Annotated in this window: 26 protein-coding genes and 2 pseudogenes; 7 read left to right on the plus strand and 21 right to left on the minus strand. The window is 42.8% G+C overall.

What is annotated here, in order from left to right:
- Positions 1–219: zinc ribbon domain-containing protein (locus FTU64_RS10555; protein ID WP_180059732.1), on the plus strand; the 219-nt coding region annotated here is incomplete at its 5' end.
- A gap of 18 nt (positions 220–237) precedes the next feature.
- Here the strand turns inward: FTU64_RS10555 and FTU64_RS10560 are convergent.
- From FTU64_RS10560 to ribF, 5 genes and pseudogenes are all read right to left on the minus strand, one after another.
- Positions 238–447: pseudogene (locus FTU64_RS10560) on the minus strand (NADPH-dependent FMN reductase); the annotation flags it as partial.
- A gap of 145 nt (positions 448–592) precedes the next feature.
- The gene (locus FTU64_RS10565; protein ID WP_078190656.1) at positions 593–1,075 is read right to left on the minus strand and encodes a peptidylprolyl isomerase; all 483 of its coding nucleotides are present in this window, start codon (positions 1,073–1,075) and stop codon (positions 593–595) included.
- Entirely contained in the window at positions 1,068–1,607 is a 540-nt protein-coding gene (gene lspA, locus FTU64_RS10570; RefSeq protein WP_078190655.1) for a signal peptidase II, read from the minus strand. Before lspA ends, FTU64_RS10565 begins: the two co-directional genes overlap by 8 nt.
- Positions 1,600–4,446, minus strand: coding sequence for an isoleucine--tRNA ligase (gene ileS / locus FTU64_RS10575; protein WP_180054139.1), 2,847 nt, complete (start codon positions 4,444–4,446; stop codon positions 1,600–1,602). Before ileS ends, lspA begins: the two co-directional genes overlap by 8 nt.
- A gap of 63 nt (positions 4,447–4,509) precedes the next feature.
- Positions 4,510–5,511 (minus strand): riboflavin biosynthesis protein RibF, encoded by a 1,002-nt coding sequence (gene ribF, locus FTU64_RS10580; protein ID WP_168379800.1) that lies wholly within the window; start codon positions 5,509–5,511, stop codon positions 4,510–4,512.
- Positions 5,512–5,719: 208 nt separating this feature from the next.
- On the opposite strand from ribF, the pseudogene FTU64_RS10585 reads away from it, so the two are divergent.
- The 3 genes and pseudogenes from FTU64_RS10585 (at position 5,720) to FTU64_RS10595 (ending at position 8,872) form a co-directional block, all read left to right on the plus strand.
- Positions 5,720–6,851: pseudogene (locus tag FTU64_RS10585) on the plus strand (TDT family transporter).
- Between the two features lie 259 nt (positions 6,852–7,110).
- Positions 7,111–8,187: an aromatic ring-hydroxylating dioxygenase subunit alpha gene (locus FTU64_RS10590; protein WP_180054141.1), complete on the plus strand. Its 1,077-nt coding sequence runs from the start codon at positions 7,111–7,113 to the stop codon at positions 8,185–8,187.
- A gap of 118 nt (positions 8,188–8,305) precedes the next feature.
- Positions 8,306–8,872, plus strand: a complete 567-nt coding sequence (locus FTU64_RS10595) for a 5'-nucleosidase (protein ID WP_111886021.1) — start codon at positions 8,306–8,308, stop codon at positions 8,870–8,872.
- A 69-nt stretch (positions 8,873–8,941) separates the two neighbouring features.
- Here FTU64_RS10595 and FTU64_RS10600 read toward each other — a convergent pair whose 3' ends face one another.
- The 15 genes from FTU64_RS10600 to ubiG form a co-directional block, all read right to left on the minus strand.
- A complete protein-coding gene (locus tag FTU64_RS10600) occupies positions 8,942–9,562 on the minus strand; it encodes a TetR/AcrR family transcriptional regulator (protein ID WP_078190649.1) in 621 nt (206 codons plus the stop codon).
- A 347-nt stretch (positions 9,563–9,909) separates the two neighbouring features.
- A complete protein-coding gene (locus FTU64_RS10605; protein ID WP_180059733.1) occupies positions 9,910–10,716 on the minus strand; it encodes an ABC transporter ATP-binding protein in 807 nt (268 codons plus the stop codon).
- Positions 10,717–10,726: 10 nt separating this feature from the next.
- Positions 10,727–11,542: an aliphatic sulfonate ABC transporter permease SsuC gene (gene ssuC / locus FTU64_RS10610; protein ID WP_180059734.1), complete on the minus strand. Its 816-nt coding sequence runs from the start codon at positions 11,540–11,542 to the stop codon at positions 10,727–10,729.
- Complete coding sequence (gene ssuD / locus FTU64_RS10615; RefSeq protein WP_168379803.1) at positions 11,542–12,717, minus strand: FMNH2-dependent alkanesulfonate monooxygenase; 1,176 nt, start codon at positions 12,715–12,717, stop codon at positions 11,542–11,544. Before ssuD ends, ssuC begins: the two co-directional genes overlap by 1 nt.
- Before the next feature lie 33 nt (positions 12,718–12,750).
- A complete protein-coding gene (locus FTU64_RS10620) occupies positions 12,751–13,740 on the minus strand; it encodes an aliphatic sulfonate ABC transporter substrate-binding protein (protein WP_111886024.1) in 990 nt (329 codons plus the stop codon).
- 26 nt (positions 13,741–13,766) lie between these two features.
- Positions 13,767–14,729 (minus strand): sulfonate ABC transporter substrate-binding protein, encoded by a 963-nt coding sequence (locus FTU64_RS10625; protein ID WP_180059735.1) that lies wholly within the window; start codon positions 14,727–14,729, stop codon positions 13,767–13,769.
- Between the two features lie 338 nt (positions 14,730–15,067).
- On the minus strand, positions 15,068–16,420 hold the full coding sequence (gene argA, locus FTU64_RS10630; protein ID WP_180004326.1) for an amino-acid N-acetyltransferase: 1,353 nt from the start codon (positions 16,418–16,420) through the stop codon (positions 15,068–15,070).
- Between the two features lie 86 nt (positions 16,421–16,506).
- Entirely contained in the window at positions 16,507–17,568 is a 1,062-nt protein-coding gene (locus FTU64_RS10635; RefSeq protein WP_180059736.1) for an RNA-guided endonuclease TnpB family protein, read from the minus strand.
- Between the two features lie 178 nt (positions 17,569–17,746).
- Positions 17,747–18,157 carry an RcnB family protein gene (locus tag FTU64_RS10640; RefSeq protein ID WP_111885092.1) on the minus strand — a complete coding sequence of 137 codons (411 nt, stop codon included), beginning with the start codon at positions 18,155–18,157 and terminating at the stop codon, positions 17,747–17,749.
- Between the two features lie 242 nt (positions 18,158–18,399).
- Positions 18,400–18,810 carry an RcnB family protein gene (locus FTU64_RS10645; protein WP_180059737.1) on the minus strand — a complete coding sequence of 137 codons (411 nt, stop codon included), beginning with the start codon at positions 18,808–18,810 and terminating at the stop codon, positions 18,400–18,402.
- Positions 18,811–19,121: 311 nt separating this feature from the next.
- Complete coding sequence (locus FTU64_RS10650) at positions 19,122–19,277, minus strand: hypothetical protein (RefSeq protein WP_168379727.1); 156 nt, start codon at positions 19,275–19,277, stop codon at positions 19,122–19,124.
- A gap of 232 nt (positions 19,278–19,509) precedes the next feature.
- On the minus strand, positions 19,510–19,929 hold the full coding sequence (locus tag FTU64_RS10655) for a hypothetical protein (protein WP_111885093.1): 420 nt from the start codon (positions 19,927–19,929) through the stop codon (positions 19,510–19,512).
- A 169-nt stretch (positions 19,930–20,098) separates the two neighbouring features.
- On the minus strand, positions 20,099–20,848 hold the full coding sequence (locus tag FTU64_RS10660; RefSeq protein ID WP_078190639.1) for a YciK family oxidoreductase: 750 nt from the start codon (positions 20,846–20,848) through the stop codon (positions 20,099–20,101).
- 36 nt (positions 20,849–20,884) lie between these two features.
- Entirely contained in the window at positions 20,885–21,583 is a 699-nt protein-coding gene (locus FTU64_RS10665) for an HAD family hydrolase (RefSeq protein ID WP_180059738.1), read from the minus strand.
- Complete coding sequence (ubiG, locus tag FTU64_RS10670; RefSeq protein WP_078190637.1) at positions 21,583–22,293, minus strand: bifunctional 2-polyprenyl-6-hydroxyphenol methylase/3-demethylubiquinol 3-O-methyltransferase UbiG; 711 nt, start codon at positions 22,291–22,293, stop codon at positions 21,583–21,585. Before ubiG ends, FTU64_RS10665 begins: the two co-directional genes overlap by 1 nt.
- A gap of 182 nt (positions 22,294–22,475) precedes the next feature.
- On the opposite strand from ubiG, the gene FTU64_RS10675 reads away from it, so the two are divergent.
- On the plus strand, positions 22,476–23,093 hold the full coding sequence (locus FTU64_RS10675; protein ID WP_078193271.1) for a thiol:disulfide interchange protein DsbA/DsbL: 618 nt from the start codon (positions 22,476–22,478) through the stop codon (positions 23,091–23,093).
- A gap of 59 nt (positions 23,094–23,152) precedes the next feature.
- Here the strand turns inward: FTU64_RS10675 and FTU64_RS10680 are convergent, their stop codons facing one another.
- Positions 23,153–23,830 (minus strand): TetR family transcriptional regulator, encoded by a 678-nt coding sequence (locus tag FTU64_RS10680; RefSeq protein WP_078190635.1) that lies wholly within the window; start codon positions 23,828–23,830, stop codon positions 23,153–23,155.
- Positions 23,831–24,006: 176 nt separating this feature from the next.
- On the opposite strand from FTU64_RS10680, the gene rph reads away from it, so the two are divergent.
- Positions 24,007–24,723, plus strand: coding sequence for a ribonuclease PH (gene rph, locus FTU64_RS10685; protein ID WP_078190634.1), 717 nt, complete (start codon positions 24,007–24,009; stop codon positions 24,721–24,723).
- Positions 24,724–24,873: 150 nt separating this feature from the next.
- Positions 24,874–25,113: a hypothetical protein gene (locus FTU64_RS10690; protein WP_168379723.1), complete on the plus strand. Its 240-nt coding sequence runs from the start codon at positions 24,874–24,876 to the stop codon at positions 25,111–25,113.
- Positions 25,114–25,149 lie beyond the last annotated feature (36 nt).

Here is a 25,149-nt window from a genome sequence, read left to right on the forward strand (position 1 = left end):
GGCGTATTGTTTGAAGAAGTCCAAGAAGCCTATACCACCCAAATCTGTTCGTGCTGCGGTGAGATCACCTCAAGTAGTCCAAAAGGTAAGACAGATCTTGGAATAAGAGAATGGGAGTGCATGAGCTATGGTACAGCTCATGATCGAGATATAAACTCAGCTCTAAACATTCTTGCGCTTGGGCATAAGCGTCTAGCTGTAGGAATCACCCTCTTTTAAGGGGGTGAGGATGTCAACTGCCCATGCTTGTTGTTTGGGTTGGTCATAAATCCCGGTTAATGGTGGATGTGCGCCTGCAAAAATAGGCAGATCCCATTCTTTTAAATCGACAATTTCAGTTTCTACGGTACTGTAGTCATAGCTTTCGATTTCTGAAAGTAGCCAGTTGGCAATCTTAATTGCCGTGCGGCCTTCGCGGACACTGCCGACAATAATATGAAGTTTCATGGTATTTCCCGTCTTGTTTTAAAGTCTTGCATTAAATTAATATGAATTCGGTCCGTTGCATATACAGAAAATGTATCGAGTCGATTGATAGTTATAAAAATAGTGATAAAAAAAAGCTCCCGAAGGAGCTTTCATTTGCTGAAACTTAGATCAGTTTCACGCCTTGTTGACCGGCAGGGGTCACTTTGAAAATTTCAACTTCAAAGGTGATATTTTTACCGGCTAGAGGGTGGTTGAAATCCACTTCGGTAATGTCTTCACCTACAGTTTTGATCACCCCATACAGACTTTGTTTGGCTTTATCTTCAAACTCAATCATATGGCCTTCAACAGGACGTTGCTCAAATTTGACAGTATCAAATTTTTGTACGTTTTCCGGGTTCCATGGACCAAAAGCATCTTCAGGAGGAAGGCTCACAGTACGGCGGTCACCTGCACGTAAACCGAATAAAGCTTTCTCAAAACCCGGTAATAAGCTGCCATCACCCATGACAAGGCTGACAGGTTCAGCACGGCTACGGGTATTGTCAATTTCTACGCCATTTTCAATAGCAACAGAAAAGTGAAGGTCTACTTTAGAACCTTCTTCAATACGAGTTTCCTCGTTAGGATTGATAAAATCAGTCATTTTGCGCTTCCGCACGTTGAATTCGGTGTTTTTCTAAGAAAAACGTATCGATAAGAAGCAGAATCGTGCCTAATGTAATGGCACTGTCTGCAATATTAAATGCAGGAAAGTGGCTGTTGTTGTAATACACGTGAATGAAATCCACCACATAACCTAAAGATACGCGGTCAATTAAGTTGCCGATTGCGCCGCCTAAAATCAGGGCAATGGCAATTGGAAGGACTTTCACGTTTTTTGGCATACGCATGAGCCAAAATACAAAAATGACAGACACAAGTCCTGCGAGTGAAGTAAAGAAATAACGTTGCCATCCACCGGCATCGGACAAGAAACTAAAGGCAGCGCCATAGTTATGTAGTAATGTCCAATTTAAAAAGGGCATGACAGGTACAGGATCTGCGTAGTTCAGATGTGTACTTGCAATCCATTTGGTCCATTGATCCAAAATAATGGCAACAATGGATAAGCCCACCCACACTAAATTGTGTGGGTAGAATTGAAAGAAGCCCTTTTTTTCTTGTGGATTAGGCATATTTTCTCTCTTCGCCTTGACCTGTAGGAAGGTTAATAATACAACGAGAACAAAGACCTGGATGTTCGTGATGTGTATTCACATCTGGCAGTACATGCCAGCAGCGTGCACATTTTTCACCATCAGCAGCAGAGACTTTGACATTTAAACCGTCAAGGTCAGAGGCTTCACCTTGCGCTGCATCAAACGCATTGACAATCACTTGAGAAGTGATGAGGACAAAACGCAGTTCTTCACCGAATTTGTCTAAAACAGCTTTCAGCTCAGCATTGGCCCAAAGTTCAACTTTGGCAGACAAGTTTGAACCCACAGTTTTTGCAGTACGTGCAGCTTCAATAAACTTGTTCACCGCAGATTTGACGGTGATCAAGGTTTGCCATTCAGCTTCAGTCACCAGATTCGCTGTAGAGGCTACAGGAATGTCATACCACTCCGCAGTAAATACATATTTCTCAGATTGCTCTGGAATCAACGGCCAAGCTTCTTGTGCGGTAAAGCTCAAGATAGGAGACATCCAACGGACAAAGGCTTGAACCAAGTGATACAACGCCGTTTGTGCAGAATGACGCGCTGCTGAGTCTGCTTTGGTGGTGTACTGACGGTCTTTGATGATGTCGAGATAGAAACCACCCAAGTCATTAATACAGAAGTTGGTCAATGCGCTAGTCACGATATGGAAGTTCATATCTTCATAAGCTTGTTGAATAGTTTTTTGTACTTCCGCAGCACGTTGCAAGATGTATTGATCCAGTGCGATCAATTGATCGACAGGCAAAGCATCAGTCGATGGTTTGAAGCCATTCAAGTTAGCCAACAAGAAACGCAACGTATTACGGATACGGCGGTAACCATCTGATGCACGGCTGAAGATTTCTTTACCTGCAGTCATTTCATAACGGTAGTCTGCAGACGCAATCCAGAAACGTAGGCCATCTGCACCCATGTCTTTAATGATGTCTTGCGGAGTGATCACGTTACCGATCGACTTCGACATTTTGCGGCCTTTTTCGTCCACAACGAAGCCGTGAGTCAATAAGCCTTTGTAAGGTGCGCGGTTATTAATCGCCATAGATGTTAACAATGAAGATTGGAACCAGCCACGATGTTGGTCAGAACCTTCAAGGTACAAGTCAGCAGGGTCTTGCAATTCTTCATGTTCACGAAGTACTGCAAAGTGTGTTGTTCCAGAGTCAAACCAAACGTCTAGAGTGTCACGAACTGCATTGTACTGCTCTGCATCTGCACCGATAAACTCAGACGCATCACGGTTATACCAACCGTCAATACCTTCTTGTTCAATCAGCTTCGCGACTTCTTCGATTAGCTCAGGGGTACGCGGGTGAAGTTCGTTGGTATCTTTATGCACGAAGAATGGAATTGGCACGCCCCATGTACGTTGACGTGAGATACACCAATCTGGACGACCTTCAATCATCGATTGGATACGGTTTTTACCCCAATCCGGTACGAAGCTGATGTCATTTTCAATCGCGTTCAATGCACCTTGGCGTAAACCTTTTGCATCCATGCTGATGAACCATTGCGGTGTTGCACGGAAGATAATCGGTGTTTTATGGCGCCAGCAATGTGGGTAGCTATGTTTGATCACCACATGTGCCCAAAGTTTGCCTGCTTCGGTTAAAGCAGCAATGATTTTTGGATTGGCTTTGTAGATGTGTTCGCCTGCAAAAATTGGCGCAGTCGGTAAATATACACCGTTGCCGCCAACTGGATTGTCGACTTTCAGGTTGTACTGTAAGCCAACTTTATAGTCGTCCACACCATGGCCTGGCGCGGTATGCACAGCACCTGTACCACTGCCGTCTGTGACATGCTCACCCAAAATCACTGGCACTTGGCGTTCAGCAATTAACGGATGTTGTAGTACTAGATTTTCAAGTTTTGCACCAGCAAATTCAGCAATCACTTCTACTGCGTTAAAACCATAACGCTGAGTTGCAGATTCAACCAATGATTTTGCAAGGATGAAGTTTTGCGCTGCTTTGTCTTCGCCAGTTGCTTTCACCAATTGGTATTCAAGCTCAGCGTGTAGAGCAACCGCTTGGTTGGCAGGCATGGTCCAAGGCGTAGTTGTCCAGATCACGATATCTGTAGAATCGCTAACTGTAACACCTAGGCGTGCAGATAAATCAGCTAAATCAACAACGCTAAAACCAACGTCAATCGCATCTGATTTTTTGTCTTCGTATTCCACTTCAGCTTCAGCTAAGGCAGAACCACAGTCCAAACACCAGTTCACAGGTTTAAGACCCGGCTCAATATGGCCTGCTTTGGCAATCTCACCGAGCGAACGAACGATGTCGGCTTCTTGTTTGAAGTTCATGGTGAGGTACGGATTGTCCCAATCACCAAATACGCCCATACGCACGAAGTCTTTCTTTTGTAATTCGACTTGGGTGTAAGCATATTCACGGCATGCTTTACGGAAAGTTGAGGCATCTACTTTCACGCCGACTTTACCGACTTTTTCTTCAACTTTCAGTTCGATTGGAAGACCGTGACAGTCCCAGCCCGGCACATACGGCGCGTCAAAACCGTCCATTACACGGCTTTTGATGATGATGTCTTTCAGGACTTTGTTTACCGCATGGCCTAAGTGGATTTGGCCATTTGCGTATGGAGGGCCGTCATGAAGCACATATTTTTTCTTGCCAATACGCGATGCACGAATCTGCTGATAAATGTTGTCGGCATACCACTCTTCTAACCATTTCGCTTCACGTACTGCGAGATTTGCTTTCATCGCAAATTCAGTACCTGGGAGGTTTAGCGTGGCTTTATAATCCACTGCATTTTCAGGAGTTTGCTTATCGCTCATGCAAGTTGTCTTCCAAATTTATCAGCCCGTTGACTGACGCGTTTTACAATAAATAATCGGGGTTTAAAAGGGGAAATGAGGGTGCTGACCTCGAAACTCAAGGAGTTTTTCGACGTCGTCATCAATTCCGGCTTTCAATGCTTCAAGCGAAGGGTAGTCCTTTTCGCCATGTAAAAAGTTCAAGAACGTCACCCGCATTAACAGGCCATACAGATTAGCAGAAACATCAGGAAAATGTACTTCTAATCGCCATTCAGGATGTTCCTGTTTAATCGCGGGACGCGTACCAACATGCCCTGCACCAAACAGGGCAGAGGGTGCATAACCTGCAACCCCTAATTTGTCAGCATTTTCGTTTTTTACTTTATCTGTTAAAGATTCGGTTTCACAAATGACATCGACTGCATAAATGCCATTTAAACAAGGTTTATGACGGTTTAAACGCACATTAATGGTAGGAAAATTAATGGTGCGACCGATTTGATCGCCATACTGCACACGACCGGTGATGCTATAAGGACGACCTAAAAGTTTTGCGGCATGGGCAAGGTCGCCTGCTTGTAATGTCTGACGAACCAGTGTCGAACTGACACGTTCGCCATCAACTTCGACATTTTGCAGGGCTGTGACTTGGAAGCCGTATTGGCGTAAAAATTCGCTATTGCCTTGGCGGTTTTTGCCAAAGTGATGATCTTCGCCCAAAACTAAACTTTGTGTATTGAGTTTATTTTTTAAAATATCGGCAAATTCTTCGGCGCTGAGATTACGAAAGGCATTGTCAAATTTCGCCACCACAATATAGTCGACGCCTAGTTCAGTTAAATATTCGACTTTTTCACGTAGTGAACTGATTCGAGGCGGTGCATCATAAGCTTTAAAGAATTCAAGCGGTTGTGGCTCAAAAATCATCACAGCTGTTTTTAAGTTTTGTTGCTGTGCTATGTCTTTTAGCTGGCTGACCATCGCTTGATGACCCAAATGTACACCATCAAAATTGCCAATGGTCACGGCAGTTTTGGGGAGTTCTAAGTGGGGCGCTAAAGCATTCAGACGGAGCAGCTTCATGGGCGAATCAATTGTTGAAAATGTTTGAGGGCTATATATTGCCATAATCTTCTGCGTTCGTCTTGTTGTTGTGTTTTTACTCAAGTTTTTTTATGCAGAGATGAATTTACTATCAATAAAATAAATTATAAAAATAAATATTAATCAATTTTTCTTGTTTAATGGTGTGCTTAAACTATAGACATTCCATTTTGATGAGCATCATGCGATGAAAATGCCATTTTATCAACTCCAGCATAAACAAGACTTGATTCGTCATTTCACCCCAAACTGGTTTACGGTGGTGATGGGCACAGGTGTGGTGGCCCTCATTTTACCATCTATAGCGGTGGCGCCGCAGTGGATGTGGTCCTTCGGAGCAGCGCTGTGGCAGATCAGCATCGTGTTGTTCATATTGTTTAGTGGGATGTATCTCAGCCGATGGATCTTGTATCCACAAGAAGCCAAGCAGATTTTCCAGCATCCGGTGATGAGTTTATTTCTTGGGGCAATCCCCATGGCACTGGCAACCCTGATCAATGGCGCATTGAAATTTGGCACCACGCTGTACACTGAGTTTTTGGGCGTAAGCATCATCACATGGGCTGAATATTTATGGTATGTCGATGTGTTGATGGCAATTGCGATTGCATGGTGTGTTCCCTTTCTGATGTTTAGTCGTCAGCAACATGCGCTGCAAGGCATGACCGCAGTATGGTTATTGCCGATAGTGGCTTGCGAGGTGGCTGCCAGTTCAGGTGGTTTATTGTTGGCGCATTTACCTGCACAGGCCCATGCTGTCCATATTTTTCTGGGGAATCTCAGTATTTCCTGCATTTGCCATCTTAAGTATCTTGTTGCTGCGTCTGGCTTTACATCAATTGCCAAGTAAGGAAATGGCGATCAGCAGTTGGTTGGCCTTAGGACCGATTGGGACAGGGGCTTTAGCGCTGTTACTTTTGGGCGAGCAAGCCCCACGTATTTTGACAGCAGTAGACTTGGCAGATTTAGGACAGGTGTTGCTTCAAGGCGGTGTGTTCGCAGCCCTTGTTCTGCTCGGATTTGGTATATGGTGGTTTGGAATCGCTATACTCATCACGCTAAAACATTTACGAGATTTACTCTTTAATCTCGGGTGGTGGGCGATGACATTTCCATTCGGCGTTTTTAGTTTGGCGGTCATCAATTTGGCGGAACATACGCAATTAAATGCTATCCAACAGTGCGGCACCTTTTTTGCAGTTTTGCTCTGTACGCTTTGGTTATTGGTGATGCTGAAAACCATACAAGGGTTTTATCGTGGCAGCTTATTTTTTTCTCCGTGTTTAAAAGCGTATTGTGATGCTCAGAGCACATCTTAAATGATGTCGGGTGAATGTAAATCCGTTGAAGAAAAATATAGCGCGTTGGCTTTGACGGATTTCAACAAACAAATATAGAGCTTCTGCAAGCGTGTGATGCAGTTACGTTATTTTGCTATCCAAGCAAAACATTCATGTATAAAATTTGCGCGTATTTTCGAGAGATCAACTGGCTTCGAGATATAAACTTGCTTGTAGTGTAGGTGCTAGAGCAAGGCATATGGATTAAAACAAAAAAGATAAAAATAAGGATCGAATTATGTGTAATCAAACCCGTTTTTGGGATGATGCCAAAGGATTATTAGAAGAATGGTACGTCGCTTGTACCTCTAAAGAACTCAAAAAAGATCAACCTTTTTCAGCCACCCTGTATGGTAAAAAAATTGTCCTGTTCCGACAAAAAGATGGAAGAGCCGCTGCATTGCTCGATCAATGTGTGCATCGTGGTGTGCCTTTGTCTCAGGGTAAAATGACTGATGGCTGCGTGACATGTCCATATCATGGTTGGTCGTATCAGGGTGATGGCCATGTGGCGCATATTCCCAGTGTCAATGGACAATTTTTTCCAGAAAAACCGCATCCCTTTAAACAGCGTAGTTTTGATGTGTGTGAGCAAGATGGGGTGGTATGGATTTATCTCGGTGAAAAGCCAAAACAAGAACGCCCAGAAATATTTAAATTACCATTTTATGATCAAGCCGGTTGGGTCAGCTATTACATGGTCGGCAGTTATGATGGCGAGATGGGCGCTGTTGCACAGAATATTATGGATGTGACTCATACCATATTTGTGCATGAAGGCTGGTTTCGTTCAGAGTCCGGAAAAGCCGTGGATGCCACCATAGATGTCGGGCCGCGCAAAGTAGTCGTTGACTATCATGACCATGATGCAGATGTTGGCATGATGCCATGGCTGACCAATCCGCATGGTGCTGAACAGGTTCACCGCGACAGTTTTATCGCACCGAATATTACCTTGGTGGAGTACCATTGGGGAGAGCCGTCGGGCATGGTGTTTAATAGTCTGATTAGCCCTGTGGGGCCATTTGAGTCAAGGGTTTATACCTGTGTTAGCTATAAATTTCCCATTCCAAAATTGTTGTCTAAGGCATTGATGCCGGCTGTGAATGCCTATACTTGGGTGGTCAACAAACAAGACATTAAAATTTTGTCAGCGCGAAGAGCTGGCATCGAGCATATGCCGATGACCCATTCGCATAGTGTGAGAGGGGATATGGCACATATTGCCTTAGAGAAGATTTTAGATGCCTTACGTCATGACCAACAATTGGCACCGTCATTTATTGGCAAACGTCCGATGCAATTTCAAATTTGATAGCATTGAAATCTGCGTGAGGAATTTATTTTTCTGAGCAATGTGATTTTTGAAGATGATTTTTTCTGCGCACGTGCAAATGTATGCTATATGAAGGCATCAATTTGAGGAGACCGCTATGCGTCAGCAAATCGCTTTAATTATGGCACTGCCGAGTGAATCTAAAGGCTTATTTGAAGCTGCAGGCATTGAAGTGCATTACAGTGGTATTGGTAAAGTCAATGCCGCATTTAAAGCCTTTGATGTGATTCAAAAAACCGGATGTCATACTTTGCTGAATTTGGGCACTGCGGGAAGTTCACATTTTGATGCACATGCTTTGGTTGAAGTAGCTCAATTTGTACAACGGGATATGGATGTATCGCCTTTGGGTTTTGATGTGGGGGTGACGCCGATGGATACCGATCATCCTGCTGAAATTCAGCCAGAGAGCATGTTTAGCCATTTGCCTAAAGGAATTTGTGGTACAGGCGACAGCTTTGAAACTGGGCTGCCGAAAGTACCGTGTAATCTTGTCGATATGGAAGGCTACGCAATCGCTAAAGTATGTAAAAAACTGGGTGTTCGCTTTGTATCGGTAAAATATATTACCGATGGTGCGAATGACACAGCGCATCTGGATTGGGAAGAAAATTTATTATTCGGCGCAAAGAAATTATTGAAATTATATCAAACAGTCAAATAAGGCATTTAGCTAATTTCGGTCGGCGACCATAGAATGCTATGGTCGTATGCCAATTCGACCCAATTCAATTTACTTTTCTGGGCGTGGAATTACACCGTAAAGCATCATATGAACGGTATGTTGAATAATCCGTTGTTGCATACTGCGATTACGTAAGGTTTTTCCAGTGACCATTTCCATTTGGGTTGCAAAGTCAGCATAGTTTTGCGTAATTGCCCAAATGTTCAGAATTAAAAGTTCTGGATCAATATCTTTTGAAATTTTACCTTGCTCTTGCCAGTTGCTGATGACTTTGGCTTTGCGTTTAACTAATTTTTTTAGTGGGCCTTTTAAAATTTCAAGAATGTGTGGTGCGCCCTGAATGACTTCAAGTGCGAACAAACGTGAGGCTTTCGGTTGCGTACGAGATACTTCAATTTTCTGCAATAGATAATTGGTGATCGCTTCTTCAGGCTCAAGGTCTGCTTCCAACATTTGTAGCGGAGCAAGCCACTTTTGTAGAACCGTTGTCAGAACTTCAACATAAAGCGCTTCTTTATTTTCATAGTAATAGAAAATATTCGATTTATGCATTTCTGCAATCTGTGCGATCTCATCCAAGCTGGCGCCATTGAAGCCATACAGGGAAAAGACATCCAGTGCTGCATTAAGCAACTGGTGGCGTTTCTGGGTACTCTTTTTTTGTTCCATTAGCTCTTTTAAGAAAATGAAAAGGGAATATTGAATTGTACGGCAAATCAACAGATTTGTGCACAATCATCGTTTCTAATTTTATGAATTTTGGCAGTTTATTCTGTTCAACGGTCAAATAAATACGACGAATACCATAATATTTCAAATAATCATTTTAGGGTGAAATTTAAATAAATCATTATTTTTAGTCATGGATTTATATGATTTATCGTAATTTTTGTGATGTATTTGTCAACAGGCGATAAATCTCCCCTCAATGCTAAATATGGTTTTGTTGCGATATTGTTCTTGAATAGGACAGGAAGTCACACGGTTTAAGTGATGATTTCCTGCACAAGTACAGCTTAAGTGGCCAAGACCGCTTGTAAGACTTGTTGTTCAAGTTCAGTAAATTCAATGCCTTTTTTTCGTGGACGGGTCAAATCGACACTAAATTCTTTGGCAATATGGCCTTTATCAAGCAAGATTATACGGTCTGCCAACTGTACGGCTTCACTCACATCATGCGTGACCAAAATCGCGGTAAACCCTTGTTCAGTCCAGAGTTTTTCAATCAAATTCTGCATATCTAAACGTGTTAAGGCATCGAGCGCACCCAGTGGTTCATCTAGCAGCAAAATGCGTGGTTTATGTGACAAAGCACGTGCCAGTGCAGTACGTTGACGTTGCCCCCCTGATAGCTGTGTTGGCCAAAGCCCCGCTTTGTCTTTTAAACCAACTTTCTCGAGGAGTGCTGTGGCATTGGCATGTTGGTCTTTGCTTAAACCAAGTTGTACATTTTTCTCAATGCTACGCCAAGGCAGAAGGCGAGGGTCTTGGAACATCACACGAATATCATCACTGGTGATGCCTTCACGAATATGACGTGCAGACTTAAATTTAATTTCGCCATAACTCGGTTTTTCTAAGTCGGCGATGAGGCGAAGCAGGGTACTTTTACCACAGCCACTACGACCGACAATTGCCAAGAATTCACCGGGTTGAATATGCAGGTCAAGGTCCTCAAGGACTTTAACATCGCCATAAAATTTGTGTAGTTGTTCAATCAGGATCTCTGCGCCCAACACCGCATGGGGGGTGATATCCTCGACTGAAGAACGCTGAGGTTGGGTTGAGTCGTCTGCATGACGGCTTATGCTTAAATCGGTCATCACATGCTCCTTATTTTTGGTAACCCGAGTGCCAACGGAGTAAATATTTTTCTAAGGCAACAGCCAGTACATCGGCTAATTTACCGAGTAGGGCATACAATAAAATCCCGACCAAGACGATATCGGTTTGTAGAAATTCGCGTGCATTCATGGTCATATAACCGATGCCGGCTTGTGCAGAAATGGTTTCTGCCACAATCAACAAAACCCAAATGAGCCCGAGTGAAAAACGCAGACCAACCAAAATAGACGGCATCGCCCCCGGTAGAATGATTTCTTTATACAGTTGCCAGCCACTCAAACCGTAGCTTTTGCCCATTTCAATCAGTTGAGGGTCTACAGAACGAATACCATGATAGGTATTGATATAAATGGGAAAGAATACGCCAATAGCGACTAAAAAAAGTTTGGCCGATTCATCGATCCCAAACCATAAAATCACCAAGGGAATCAGGGCAAGAGCAGGAATGTTACGGATCATTTGCAGCGTGGTATCGAGTAGCGTCGATGCTGTTTTGGATGAACCATTCAGCAGCCCTAAAAAAAGACCTAAACCACCGCCGACTAGAAGTCCAACCAAAGCACGACCTGCACTGATTTGAACATGCTTCCACAGTTCACCACTGATCAGTAAGTTCCAAAAGGCCACCACCACCGCACTTGGCGCAGGCAAAATACGACTTTCTAACAGCCCTGTAACAGAGGCAATTTGCCAAACAATAATTAATGCAATAGGAAACAACCAAGGCAGCAAACGCTGCCCGAGTTGTGTTCCACGTGAAACCTTCGGTGCTTTGAAGGTTTCAACAGAAACAGTTTTGGACATTAGGCCGGCTCCTGAATCTTTTCAGCTTTTTTATTTTCATCTGGTGTGTAATTGTTCGCGACAATCTCACCAAATGGGCCGGTTAAGTTAGGTTGAACCAATTTCTGACGTGTTTCCAATGGCAGTAATGGGAACACTAATTCTGCAAAACGGATAGACTCTTCAAGGTGTGGGTAACCAGAGAAAATAAAGGTGCTAATCCCGAGATCGGCATATTCTTGGATACGTGCGGCGACAGTTTCAGGATCACCAACGAGTGCCGTACCTGCACCACCACGAACCAATCCAACACCGGCCCATAAGTTTGGCGATACTTCTAATTTGCTACGGTCGCCATTGTGCAGTTCAGCCATACGGCGTTGACCAACAGAGTCCATGGTTTTGAACTTGGCTTGCGCGGCTGCAATGGTGGCATCGTCGACATATTGGATCAGCTCTTCAGCTGCTTTCCATGCCTCTTCATTGGTTTCGCGCACAATGACATGTAAACGAATGCCATAATTCAGTTCACGTCCTTTGGCTTTGGCTTTTTCACGCACCACTGCAATTTTTTCTTTTACCGCTGCAGGTGGCTCACCCCAAGTTAAATAGGTGTCAACTTGATCCGTTGCCAGTTCAACAGCAGCCTCTGAAGAACCGCCAAACCATAGTGGTGGATACGGTTTTTGTACCGGTGGATAAAGTAATTTGGCGTCGTCCACACTCAGACGTTCGCCATGGAAGGTATAGCTTTCACCGGTATGTGAACGGGTTAAAATTTCACGCCAAATCGTGGTGTATTCAGCAGCTGTTTGGTAACGCGTTGCGTGATCTTCATAGACACCATCACCCTTGAGTTCCTGCTCATCACCGCCTGTAACTAAGTTCAGTAAGATACGGCCGCCAGATAAACGGTCAAAAGTTGCAGCCATACGTGCAGTTAGTGCAGGCGTTGTCACCCCCGGACGTAGCGCCACTAGAAATTTTAAATTTTTAGTGGCATCAATCAAGCTTGCAGCTGTAAGCCATGGATCTTCACATGAACGACCTGTTGGAATCAGAACGCCTTCATAGCCAAGATTATCCACCGCTACTGCAATTTGCTTCATGTAGGCGTGATCGACTTGGCGTGCACCTTTACTTGTTCCTAAGTAGCGACTGTCACCGTGGGTAGGGATAAACCAGAAAATTTTCATGTTCAGTTCCTTGTATTTTTGATGGCTCGGGTATCAATGTGATGAAGGTGTCCAAACTTGCTTTTGGACTTGAATGTTGTTTGGAATCAGTTGGACTTGTTTAAATAAGTCCGCAATATTTTGCTGTGCTTGAATGACCTCAGGTGTCAGCGGGCGCACAGGAGATGGTTTAGATCGGCGAGAAAAGGCTTGCGCAGCAATATTCTTTTGCAGCCCAGTGCTGTTTTGATAAATCTCTAAAGCCACATTTTGGTTCTTCACAATCCACTGATCGGAAGCATCTAGGGCCTTTAAAAATTTAGCTGGGGCATTAGGGTGCGCTTGAACGACTTTTGGATTTGCCACATAAAATGAATAGGTCTTTGGAAAATCACCGGATTGAATCAGCACTTTAGCCTGAGCATCCAACTCCGCAGCAGATAAAAACGGGTCCCAAATGGCCCATGCATCAATTGATTTTTTATCAAATGCGGCACGTGCATCTGCTGGTGGAATCCAAATCGGTTGAATGTCATTCCAAGTCAAACCGGCTTTTTCTAAAGTTTTGGCTAATAACTCATGCGCACTCGAGCCTTTTTGTACAGCAACGCGTTTGCCACGTAATTCTTGAATGGTTTTGATTGAGCTATCAGCTGGAATCACGACAGCGAGCGACTGTTCAGGCACCACTTCATAGCCAATATAATTGAGGTCTTTATTGGCAGCTTGGGCAAAAATAGGCGGGGTGTTGCCGACATAGCCATAATCCACCGCACCAACCGCAAGAGCTTCTAACATTTGTGGGCCAGCAGGGAATTCCTTCCACTCAATGTGAGCGCCGGGAAATTGTTGTTCAAAGAGCTTTTGTTCACGGGCAACTAGCAAATTTAAGGCTGATTTTTGAAAACCAATAACCAAGGTTTTTACGGCTGTTTCAGCTGGTTTTTCACCATCCTGCTGTGCTGTTTCTTGTTTTTGGCAGGCACTGAGTCCAAGGCCCAAAGTGGCTAAAGTCAGTATGGAAAATGTTCTTAGAATACGCATGGCATCGCCCTTATGCTGTGGTCGCCTTATTTGATAATGGCCGACTCAATATTTAATTTATTGGGAATTAATTTTTCGTTATAAAACGCATCAGCGACTTGCTGCTGCTCCTGCACCACTTGTGCAGTAATCGGCGTCACTTGATTGCCTAAGCGTGAAATAGATGTTTTAAGTACATCCAGACCTAAGCCAGTTTTGCCTTCGAGTAACTTGGCCGCTTCGTCTTGATTTTTTGAGACCCATTGCGTGGTCAAATTCAACTCATTCACCACAGCTTGCAGCACTTTTGGATTTTCCTGAGCAAATTTACGATCGGCCAAATAGAACTGGTAGTTCTTCACCAAGTTTTCGCCATTGGCAATGCTGCGAGCATTAAGTTGATGCTCAGCAGCAGAAAGGAACGGGTCCCAAATTACCCATGCATCAACGGCACCTTTTTCAAAAGCAGCACGTGCGTCGGCAGGTGGTAAATACACGACATTGATGTCGCTAAATTTAAGCTGATTGGCTTCCAACAGCTTGAGCAACAGGTAATGCACGTTTGAGCCTTTGTTTAAGGCCACACGTTTACCTTTTAAGTCCTGAATACTGTGAATAGCCGAATCTTTTTGCACAATTAACGCTTCAGCTTTTGGAACTGCAGGTTGGTTGGCAATGTAAACCAAATCGGTTTGAGCGGCTTGAGCAAAGATAGGCGGTGCTTCACCGACTTCACCAAATGACACGCTGCCCACATTGAGCCCTTCAAGCAGCTGTGGACCCGCAGGAAATTCCACCCATTTGATATTTACACCTTGGCTTTTTAAGGCTGTTTCTAAGGTTCCGCGTTCTTTTAAAATTGGCAATAAGCCATATTTTTGGAAGCCAATATTTAAGGTGACATTTTCATCAGCCTCTTTTTTGCCACAGCCCGACATCATCATGGCACCCACAACCGCTGTAGACAGTACAAATGTTTTTGTCCAAAGTTTTACTTTGTGAGTACGCATGTGTTGCTCCTATAAAGGTCTAAATTTGCAGAACTGTTGATTTATGAACACATAAGCTAAAGAGTTTTCTTTTTCGAAAAAAATAAGAAAACTTAAATTTAAAATCAGGAAAAAAGATAAATAAAAATCAGCAAAACTTATGAAAAATTATGATTTTAGAAAAACATATAATGTGTCAAAGTATTATTTTAAGTTATTGAAATTATTTATTTATTTGGGTTATTTAAATGGCAGATATGGTTATTCTGTGGCTTGCAAAGTGATTTGAGGGGGATAGCCAAGGGATTAGGCATAACCTTATGCAAAATAATGCTATTCAGCGCATAAAAAAAGCCACTTTAAAGTGACTTTTTACAAACCAATGAGTTTCTTTGGTAGTTGTATAAGGCCTGACGGGCATTCGGTAAGTCATCGACACTGACTTGTTCAAAACCTTGTTCAAGGAACCAATGCGCTGTCCGTGTGGTCAAAATAAACAATTGTTCAATACCTAAATCTCGCGCTTTTTCTTCTAAATAATGCAAAATTTGGCTACCGCGATTTGATTTTCGATACCCCGGATGCACAGCTACGCACGCGATTTCAGCAGAGCGTTTTTCATTCCCTGTGACAGGAATCGGGTATAACGCAGCGCAGGCCAAAATCGTACCGTCACGTTCAATCACTGCAAATTGTCCAATTTCATTTTCCAGACGTTCGCGTGAGCGATAAACCAAGATGCCTTCTTGTTCGAGAGGGCGTAAGAGATTGATTAAGCCACCCACATCTTGAATATCGGCAGTACGCACTTCTTCATAATGCGCATCGGTGATCATGGTGCCAGAACCGTCACGTGTGAACAATTCTTCGATCAATGCGCCATCATAGGCATATGAAATAAGATGAACACGGTGTACGCCTTGTAACGAGGCATCTTTAGCAACGCTTAAATGCAGGGCAATATCGGGATTAGAATCTTGATATTGCAAAATATGCTGATCAAGTTGATGAGGTGTAATTTCGCGTTGTAGCTGCCCATGTTCATTGTGCAAACCATGTTGTTTGCCCAAGAAAATCAACTTATCCGCTTTTAAACTGATCGCGGTTTTGGTCGCAACTTCTTCAGCCAATAAATTAAACACTTCACCTGTCGTGGAATAACCTGTTGGCCCAAGCACCACAATATTTTGGCTCTCTAAATGACGTTGAATCGCATCGATATCGACGGAACGAACTTCACCAGACAGTTGAAAATCGATACCGTCACGAATGCCATACGGTTTTGCCGTGACCAAATTGCCTGAGACCACATCAATACGCGCGCCGTACATCGGTGAGTTGGCTAAACCCATAGACAGGAGGGCTTCAATTTGCAGACGAATGGAACCGACGGCATTCATCACCGCAGGTAAGGATTCGCGAGTGGTGATGCGACGGTGATGATGAAATGGTGTCTTGATGCCGCTGCTTTGTAAATTATGATTGATTTGCGGACGAGCACCATGCACCAAAATTAGACGAATACCAAGTGAGTGTAATAAGGCAATATCATGAATAATGTGTTGAAAATTTTCATGTTGCAGCGCTTCACCATCAAACATGATGACAAAGGTTTTGTTACGATGCGCATTAATATAGGGTGCAGAATGACGGAACCAATGCACATACTGTAAGGTTGTGCTGGAAGATGGTTCAGTGATATTCGTTTGCATGCCTATGCCTGTTTATTCGCTTTGGTATGGATGATTCTAAACAAAAACATATGACAGCGGAAAGCAAATTTGACATCCTCACCCCCTTAAACGAGGGTGATTCCTACAGCTAGACGCTTATGCCCAAGCGCAAGAATGTTTAGAGCTGAGTTTATATCTCGATCATGAGCTGTACCACAGCTCATGCACTCCCATTCTCTTATTCCAAGATCTGTCTTACCTTTTGGACTACTTGAGGTGATCTCACCGCAGCACGAACAGATTTGGGTGGTATAGGCTTCTTGGACTTCTTCAAACAATACGCCTGCGTTCTCGCATTTATACTTGAGCATTGTTTTTAGTGCAGAAAATCCTGTATCCAAAATAGATTTTGCCATTTTGGTTTTTACTAATTTTTTAGCACTCAAGTCACCTACAATAATCAATGCATTTTCATTCACAAGCTTGGTGCTTGCTTTATGCAAATGATCTTTTCGACTATTTGCAATCTTGGCGTGTAATGCACGAACACGCTTCTTATTCCTGGCTCTCTGAGCAATACCTAATTTCTGCTCATATTTTCGATAGAATTTTGGATTTGAAATTACTGTGCCATCAGAACAGGTGGCAATATCTTTTAAGCCTAGATCAATACCAATCGCTTTGGTTGCTGTCGATTTATCTTGCTTAGGCGATTCAACAACAAGACATACATACCAACGCCCACGGCTATCCTCTACAAATGAACCTGTTTTTAACGTGTATTTGCTTAAACCGTAGCTATCCCAAAACTTAAATTGGTGTTTTCCATACTGGACATATCCATTGGTATATTTGACAGCCACCTTTTTAAAGGGAACCCATCCCAAAGAGCGCCTTGCTGATTTTTTATTGCTGACACGCCATTTCAGCTTTGCCTTTTTAAATTGCTTTCTTCGGGTGACTAATTCTTCAGTTACAGCCTGAATGGTTTGACTATGTAAATTACATTCTTTGGATGTGCCTTTCGTATATTTGGCAATATCAAAAGCAGAGAGAAATTCACCTTTCCGCTTCAAATGCCTAAACCCTAAATCATTGACATAATTCCAGACGAAGTTCACTTCTGATGCTAGTTGGTCTAACACCTTGCAATGTTTGTCTTTTATACGTAATTTAAGGGTTTTCATGTACTTATATTAACAATCAAAACTCAAGGAAAATAGTCCTTAGTTAAATCAAACGACACTTCATGTCGTGTCGCTTATATCTCTGACCTGAAGGACAGAGTTTTACCCTCCATTTGATAAAAAAACACCTGAACAGTGTTCAGGTGTTGGGAAAGGGACTTAAGAGATCGTCGAATGATTAGCCATTCTTAATGCGAATGATGCGATCGGTACGATCATTGACTAGCACGTAGTCACCATTGATTTTGTACCATTGTTGATAACGACCGGTGTTCGGTAAGCGGCGCGCTTCACGGTCACTCACTTTGTAGCGGCTTGAATCGAAATAACGAGGAAAGCTTTGACCAACACGCCAATCGCGGCTTGGATTTACACGACGAAAGTCATTACGGTCGTAGCGATTATTGTCATAACGGTTGTTGTTATTCCAATTACTCGGACGGTGATCTTTGTCCCAACGGTTGTCTTGATGTTGGTATGACGGATGGTAACGGCGGTCATCTTGACGATGGTCTGGCGCAGCAATGGCTGCTGTTGTTGCCATCAAAGCCGATACTGAAAGAACTAAAGTCGATACGATTTTGTTCATGGGACACCTCTATACATTTCTAATCTGTTTTTCGATGATTCAAAATTAGCGAGAAAGTTCAGAGAAAGCGTGGGGGCAATATAGTTGAATTGTGAAATGTATGGAGGAAATTTGAAGGCGTGTAAATGATCTGAACGCTAGGCAGCATCAGCTTTTGCGGTTAAACATTAAAAAAAACTCATAAAAAAAGCCCAGAGTTGATCTGGACTTTAAAAATATGGCGAAATTAAATTCAAAACGGCTTACATACCTAAAATTTTCAGAATACTGTTACTATCTGAGTTGACCAATATGTAGTCATTATTGATTTTATACCATTGCTGATTACGCGATGGTTTAGGTAAGTTATGGTCTTTATAATCGACTTTATAACCATTACCACGATAATGCTGTGGCATCACATAGCCCGTTTGCCATTTATGTTGTTGCAAACGTTTGACTCCACGTTGTTCACGCATACGGCGTCGATCTTCAAGATCGTCATCGTCCTGATAACCACGGAAATCATGATCTTTTTTCATTTGACCATATGCATTGCCGCGTGGGCCATCAAAGCCACGTTCATCGTTCTTGAAGTGAGGCGCTGCAGACGTGATGCTGCTTGCTATTAAAGCACTGAAAGAAATAGCCAAAATTGGCAAAATCTTTTTCATGTTCAACCCTCATGAGTAATTTATCTTCAATATCACTACTGTACGCATTAAATGCAGAGAAACTGTGAAGAAAGATGAATATTTCTTTAAATAAAACGAAGAGATTGCGGATATTATGCGATAAATTTCGCGCTGAGAACAATCTTTCCATCTTGGAAGAGATGGTCCGATAATGCGCGCTTTTTATCCTTGCAATTCAGCTTTGATTAAATTTGAGGTCTATTGTAAGCACGATCAAAACAGCCCATCAAGTCTTGACAGGCAAATGAGGGGAGAGATGAAAGACTGAAAATGTTGAGTAACTTCGGGTTTCAGTACCACTGCTCGTTTAGGCATTGGAGTGAATAAATTGCTTGAGCCACAGATTCAGCTTGCTCGGCATCGTCCATTGCAGAGATCAAATTTTCAGTCAGTTGTAAGTTTTCAATTGAACGAATGGTTTCAATTTTGCGTGTTTGATCAGCCATTTGGGTCTCCTTGCCGTCGGTCTATGTCATGGCAAGCAGTCTATGCTTTTATACTTAATTTGAAAAACCGAATATTATTATAAAAATAATTTAAAAATACGATCAATGGAAAGTTGGGTAATGAAGCTGTCTATTGATCAAAGCTTGTTGAATTTCAAATGCTAATCTAAGGGTTTAAAAAAAGGGCATCAAATGGCCCTTTTTAAACATGAATTTTTCACTTGGAACACACTTAGTATGCGTATTTCAGGTCAGTATAATCCGTTAATGATTTTTGAATATGAGCTTGAATAAATTCATTAATATCTTCAGGTGTCATTGCTGCACCTTGTTTGGTAATCACATGCTCAAACGGTGCTTGATCTTGCGCAATGATGCGATAAACAAAGTTAGTGATCACTTGAAAGCCTGCTTCTTGCTTTTGAATGCAAGTGACATAGAAATAGGCATGCTCAAAGTTTAAGTCAGTATGCGAAAAAATAAATTGTTCAAATAATTTTGCATTTTGACCGACATCTAAGCCTTTTAAATCGTCCACGATACTCGGGTCGAATTTCATGCCATATTTTGCTGAAATCGGTTGACCATCGACCAGTAGGTTAACCATGCCATCCTCAGTTGGAGTCACTGTAATATTGCTAAAGTCAGACATGTATCAATCCAATGTTTTTAAAGAATGCCCCAAGTATCGGCAAATTTGCTAAAAACTCAAGTCGACTTTCGCGTGGTCACTGCAAAATCATTCGGTTAATGATGCGTTGTAAAGATTCAAGACATAAAAAAAGGAAGCGCGATCTTCCTTTTTAAATTGGGTTTTCACCCTATTCATCTTGGGCATCTATGCTGGCACCGGTTAAATGCAAGCTGTCGTCACCCATTAAATATAAATATGCAGGCATGATGCTTTCAGGCGTAGGCAAAGTTTTTGGATCTTCGTCTGGATAAGCTTTTGCACGCATGGCAGTACGTGTCGCACCGGGGTTAATACAGTTAAAACGAATATTGGGATGCTCATTTTCTTTGGCGAACAATGTACTCACGGCTTCAATGGCAATTTTTGAGACTGAGTATGCGCCCCAACGTTCACGGGCTTCACGTCCCACACCTGAACTGGCAAAGACCACTGAGGCATGCTCAGATTTTTGCAGTAGGGGCATCAGCTCTTGAGTCAGTACAAAGGGCGCACGAAGGTTCACCGCCATGACATCATCCCAAACATCCACAGGATAATGTTCTAGTTCAGTTCGCTCACCCAAAATCCCTGCATTATGCAAAATGCCGTCTAGGCGACCAAATTGCTTTTCTAAGGTATCGACCAACAGCTCATAATCACGAGGAGAGGCACTAGACAGTTGTAGCGGTAAAATCGCCGGTTGGGGGGCACCCAAGCCTTCAATTTCATCGTAAATCACTTCTAGTTTATTCAGTGTGCGTCCATGTAAGACCACGGTTGCGCCATGTAAGGCATAACTGAGGGCAGCCGCACGGCCAATACCATCGCCCGCACCTGTAATCAGGATAATGCGATCTTTGAGCAGATCGGGGCGAGGTTGATATTCTGAATATTTCATCCGTACCTCCTCGTTTTATTGTGTTGTGTTCTATCGTTATAAAGTCGCTGTGTTGAGCGTTTTCGGTTTGATGACCAAATCATGAATGACTTCATGCAGGTCAGCAACAGTCTTCACTATACAATCTGCATGCCAAGCTGTTAAGTCATCTTTGTGTTGTAAAGGTAAATAGCCATAAGCCGCAAGAATTGTGTACATCTGCGCATTACGACCTGCATCGATATCACGTGGATGATCACCGACATAGATACAATCTTGAGCATCTAGATGAATGTGCTTGGCGGCTAAATACATCGGCTCTGGGTCTGGCTTGGTTTTACTGACATCATCTGGGCAAACCAATACCGAGCAGCGCTCAGTTAAATTCAGCGCTTTGAGCAACGCTTCACTGAGTGAGCGCGGTTTATTGGTGACGATACCCCACGGAATTTGATGCTGTTCCAGTTCATCGAGTAGCGGATACATGCCTTCAAAAAGGTCTGTATCGACGGCTATATCAGCACCATACAGATCTAAAAAGCGTTGACGATGTGCCAGAAAGACAGGATCTTCAACGTCTAACTCTGGATAGACCAGTTTGACCATGGCACGCGCGCCTTCAGATACTTGTACACGAATGTCGTCAGCACTGACCACCGCAATGCCTTTGTCACGGCACATGTCTTGAATAATACGAATAAAATCAGCCGCGGTATCAATCAGTGTACCGTCAAGATCAAAGAGTACAGCTTTCATTAGGCTTCTTTCACCGTATGAACCATGTAGTTCACATCCACATTCGGTGCGAGCCAATAGCGTTTGGTGATCGGGTTATAATGTAAACCTGTCATATCTTTGAGTTTTAACTCGGCTTGACGAATATCATGAGCTAATTCTGAAGGTTTAATAAACTTGGAATAATCATGAGTGCCTTTCGCCAACATGCGTAAAACATATTCCGCACCAATAATCGCAAACAAATAGGCTTTAGGATTACGGTTAATGGTCGAGAAGAACACATGACCACCCGGTTTTACCAGCTTTTGACAGGCTAAAATGATCGAAGCTGGATCGGGTACGTGTTCGAGCATTTCCATACAGGTGACGACGTCATATTGACCTGCTTGCTCTTCTGCCAATTGCTCTACAGGTACTTGGCGATATTCAATATTTTGTACATTTTCTTGTTCGGCATGTAAGCGTGCAACATTCAACGGCGCTTCGCCCATGTCGATACCCAATACTTGCGCACCGCGACGTGCCATGCTTTCAGCTAAAATACCGCCGCCACAGCCCACATCTAATACTTTCTTGCCAGTGATACCATTTGAATGCTCATCAATCCAGTTCAAACGCAGGGGATTAATCATGTGCAAAGGGCGGAACTCAGAATGCTGATCCCACCATATGGCTGCGAAAGCTTCAAATTTGGCAATTTCTTGTGGATCAACATTCAATTGCGACATCGGTTGCACCTCAATCAAGTCTTTATATTTTAGAAAAAAGTTTATGGGAGTTAGTGTAGCGCGTCCTGAAAAAAAAGCGATAAAAGCCTTAAAAAAGTTCACAGAATGAAAACGAAATCGACAGATTTGATTTATAGTGTTGCCATAAACTAATCATAATGATTTTGAGGACGATAAGTTCAATGAAAAAATTCCTTTTAGGCACGATTACAACAGCTATTTTGGCTTTTTCTGGCAGTGCGATGGCAGCGCAATTTGTCGCGGGGACTGATTACACAGTTATTCCAAAACCGATTAAAGTCGAACGTCCGGGTAAAATCGAAGTCCGTGAGTTCTTTTGGTATGGCTGCCCACATTGTTTTACATTAGAACCGCATATGCAAACGTGGTTAAAGCAATTGCCTAAAGATGTACGTTTTGTCCGTACACCTGCAGCAATGAATCCACTTTGGGAACAAGGCGCGCGTGCTTACTATGCATCGGAAGCACTGGGTGTTCGTCAAAAAGCACATTTACAATTGTTCCATGACATTCATGTGGGTCAGAAAAATATCTTAGAACAAGGCGCATTTGCGAAGTTCTACACCCGTTATGGTGTTCCTGAAGCGAAATTTAACAGCACATTTAAATCATTTGCTGTGTCTTCAAAAATTGCTCAAGCGAAAAACTTAGCAGCTCAATATCAATTGAGCGGCGTGCCTGCGATTACCGTCAATGGTAAATACATCGTACAAGGTGAAGATGCCCGTACCGTTGAAATCGTGAAATTCCTTGTTGATAAAGAACGTAAAGCGAAATAACAGTGTTTTGAAAAAGCCGCACTCGATGCGGCTTTTTTTATGCAGGCATATTTTGCGTTTTAGGTCGATAAATTTTGTGGATCAGCGATTTGAGCCAAAGATCGATCCCAATGCAAAATGCCACGAAATAAGAGCTGAACTTGAGTCTGAGCTTGGCGGCGAAATTGTTGTAGCGCATCCGTACGTTGTGGAAGCTCAACATGTCGATGTAAGTCAATCCACTGCATTGCCCAACTTAAGGCCAATTCAAACAAAATTTGTCCCAATACTTTGAGGTCTTGTTCGGATTGAATGTGTTGAGTCGCTTCAACTTGAGCCAGTGCATGGGCCAAATCAGTACTGAGAAAATTAAATTCACGTGTAATGGCTTGTCTTAAGGAAGCTGAACCACCCCAACGCTCTGCAATGAGAAACATCCATGCCTCAGGAAATTGCTCAACGGCATGAAATAAATAATCCAGACTCTGTCGTGTACGTGCATCGGGTGCTTGAAAGCATTGCTGACTCAGTTGATTGAGTACATTGCGAAGGTGCAGGGCCATTTGGTCGACTAGTTCCAAACCGAGCTCATCCATGTCCTGAAAATGGCGATAAAACGCAGCAGGAACCAAGCCGACATGACGGGAAATTTCGCGTAAGCTCAGACTGCTAAAAGAACGGCCTGTGGTACTCAATGCAAGCGCTGCATCAAGGATAGCTTTACGACTTTGTTGCTTACGTTCTTCCCGTATCGACATGCAATTCGTCCTGAATTTTGCGTGGCTTCAGTCTAACAAATTTCCTGATGTCGTACGATGGGCCTATCAAAACTTGGATGAATGGATTTTGTAAATGCACACGAATGCGTCCCGAATCTGGCTGTACCTTCTGTTATAATGTGCCGCAATCAATTTTGTCAGATTAAGGACTCATTATGCGTATCGACCAACGAGCATTAGATCAATTACGTGAAGTAAAAATTACCCGTAACTACACACGTTATGCGGAAGGTTCTGTATTGGTTGAATTTGGTCATACAAAAGTTCTTTGTACTGCAAGTGTCGACAACTCAGTGCCGCGTTTCCTTAAAGGAAAAGGTCAGGGTTGGGTGACTGCTGAATATGGCATGTTACCTCGTTCAACACATACACGTACTGACCGTGAAGCGGCACGTGGTAAACAAAGCGGTCGTACTCAAGAAATTCAACGTCTGATTGGTCGTAGCTTACGTGCGATGGTCGATTTGAAAAAATTGGGTGAAAATACCATCAGCATCGACTGTGATGTGATTCAGGCAGATGGCGGTACACGTACAGCATCAATCACAGGTGCAGCAGTTGCCTTGGTCGATGCAATGAATGTCTTGCTTGAAAATAAAAAAATTAAACAAGATCCATTAAAAGGTTTAGTTGCTGCGATTTCTGTAGGGATGTATCAAGACGAAGCATTACTTGATCTTTGCTATGAAGAAGATTCAAGCTGCCAAACAGACATGAACGTAGTGATGACACAAGCTGGTGAGTTCATTGAACTTCAAGGTACAGCAGAAGACAAACCATTTACACGTACACAGTGTAATGAAATGCTTGAACTGGCTGAAAAAGGCATTCAAGAATTGATCAAAAAACAACAAGAAGCTTTAGGCTGGTAAGTTGTTTGATTCAGTTCAAACTGAATAAAGAACGCATCTTCGGATGCGTTCTTTTATGCGTTGAATATAGAAAATCCAACACGAATCGGCTATTCAGTAGCGTGTCTTTGACTCAAATTAATAGGATCAGGATGCTTTGAAGGACTAAATATGAAAAATTGGATGATGTATTTTTCTTTGTTCAGCGTATTGTTGATCAGTGGTTGTGATTTTTTTGGGAATCAGGATCAAGAGCGTGAAGGTGGTCGTTTTTCTGAACAAAGTGAAAACTCAAAAGATCAGGACGATGATCAAGATGAGCGCGAGCAGCATGAAGACGATGCGGCGCATGAAAAGGACTCTGAACATGAAGATCAACGAGGTGCAAAACAACAGCAAGATGATGATTAAGTCATGCTAGAGGTTAAGCATCAAAAAGGGTGCAAT

The organism is Acinetobacter sp. YH12128 (assembly GCF_013418655.1).
In the GTDB taxonomy this organism is placed as follows: domain Bacteria; phylum Pseudomonadota; class Gammaproteobacteria; order Pseudomonadales; family Moraxellaceae; genus Acinetobacter; species Acinetobacter amyesii.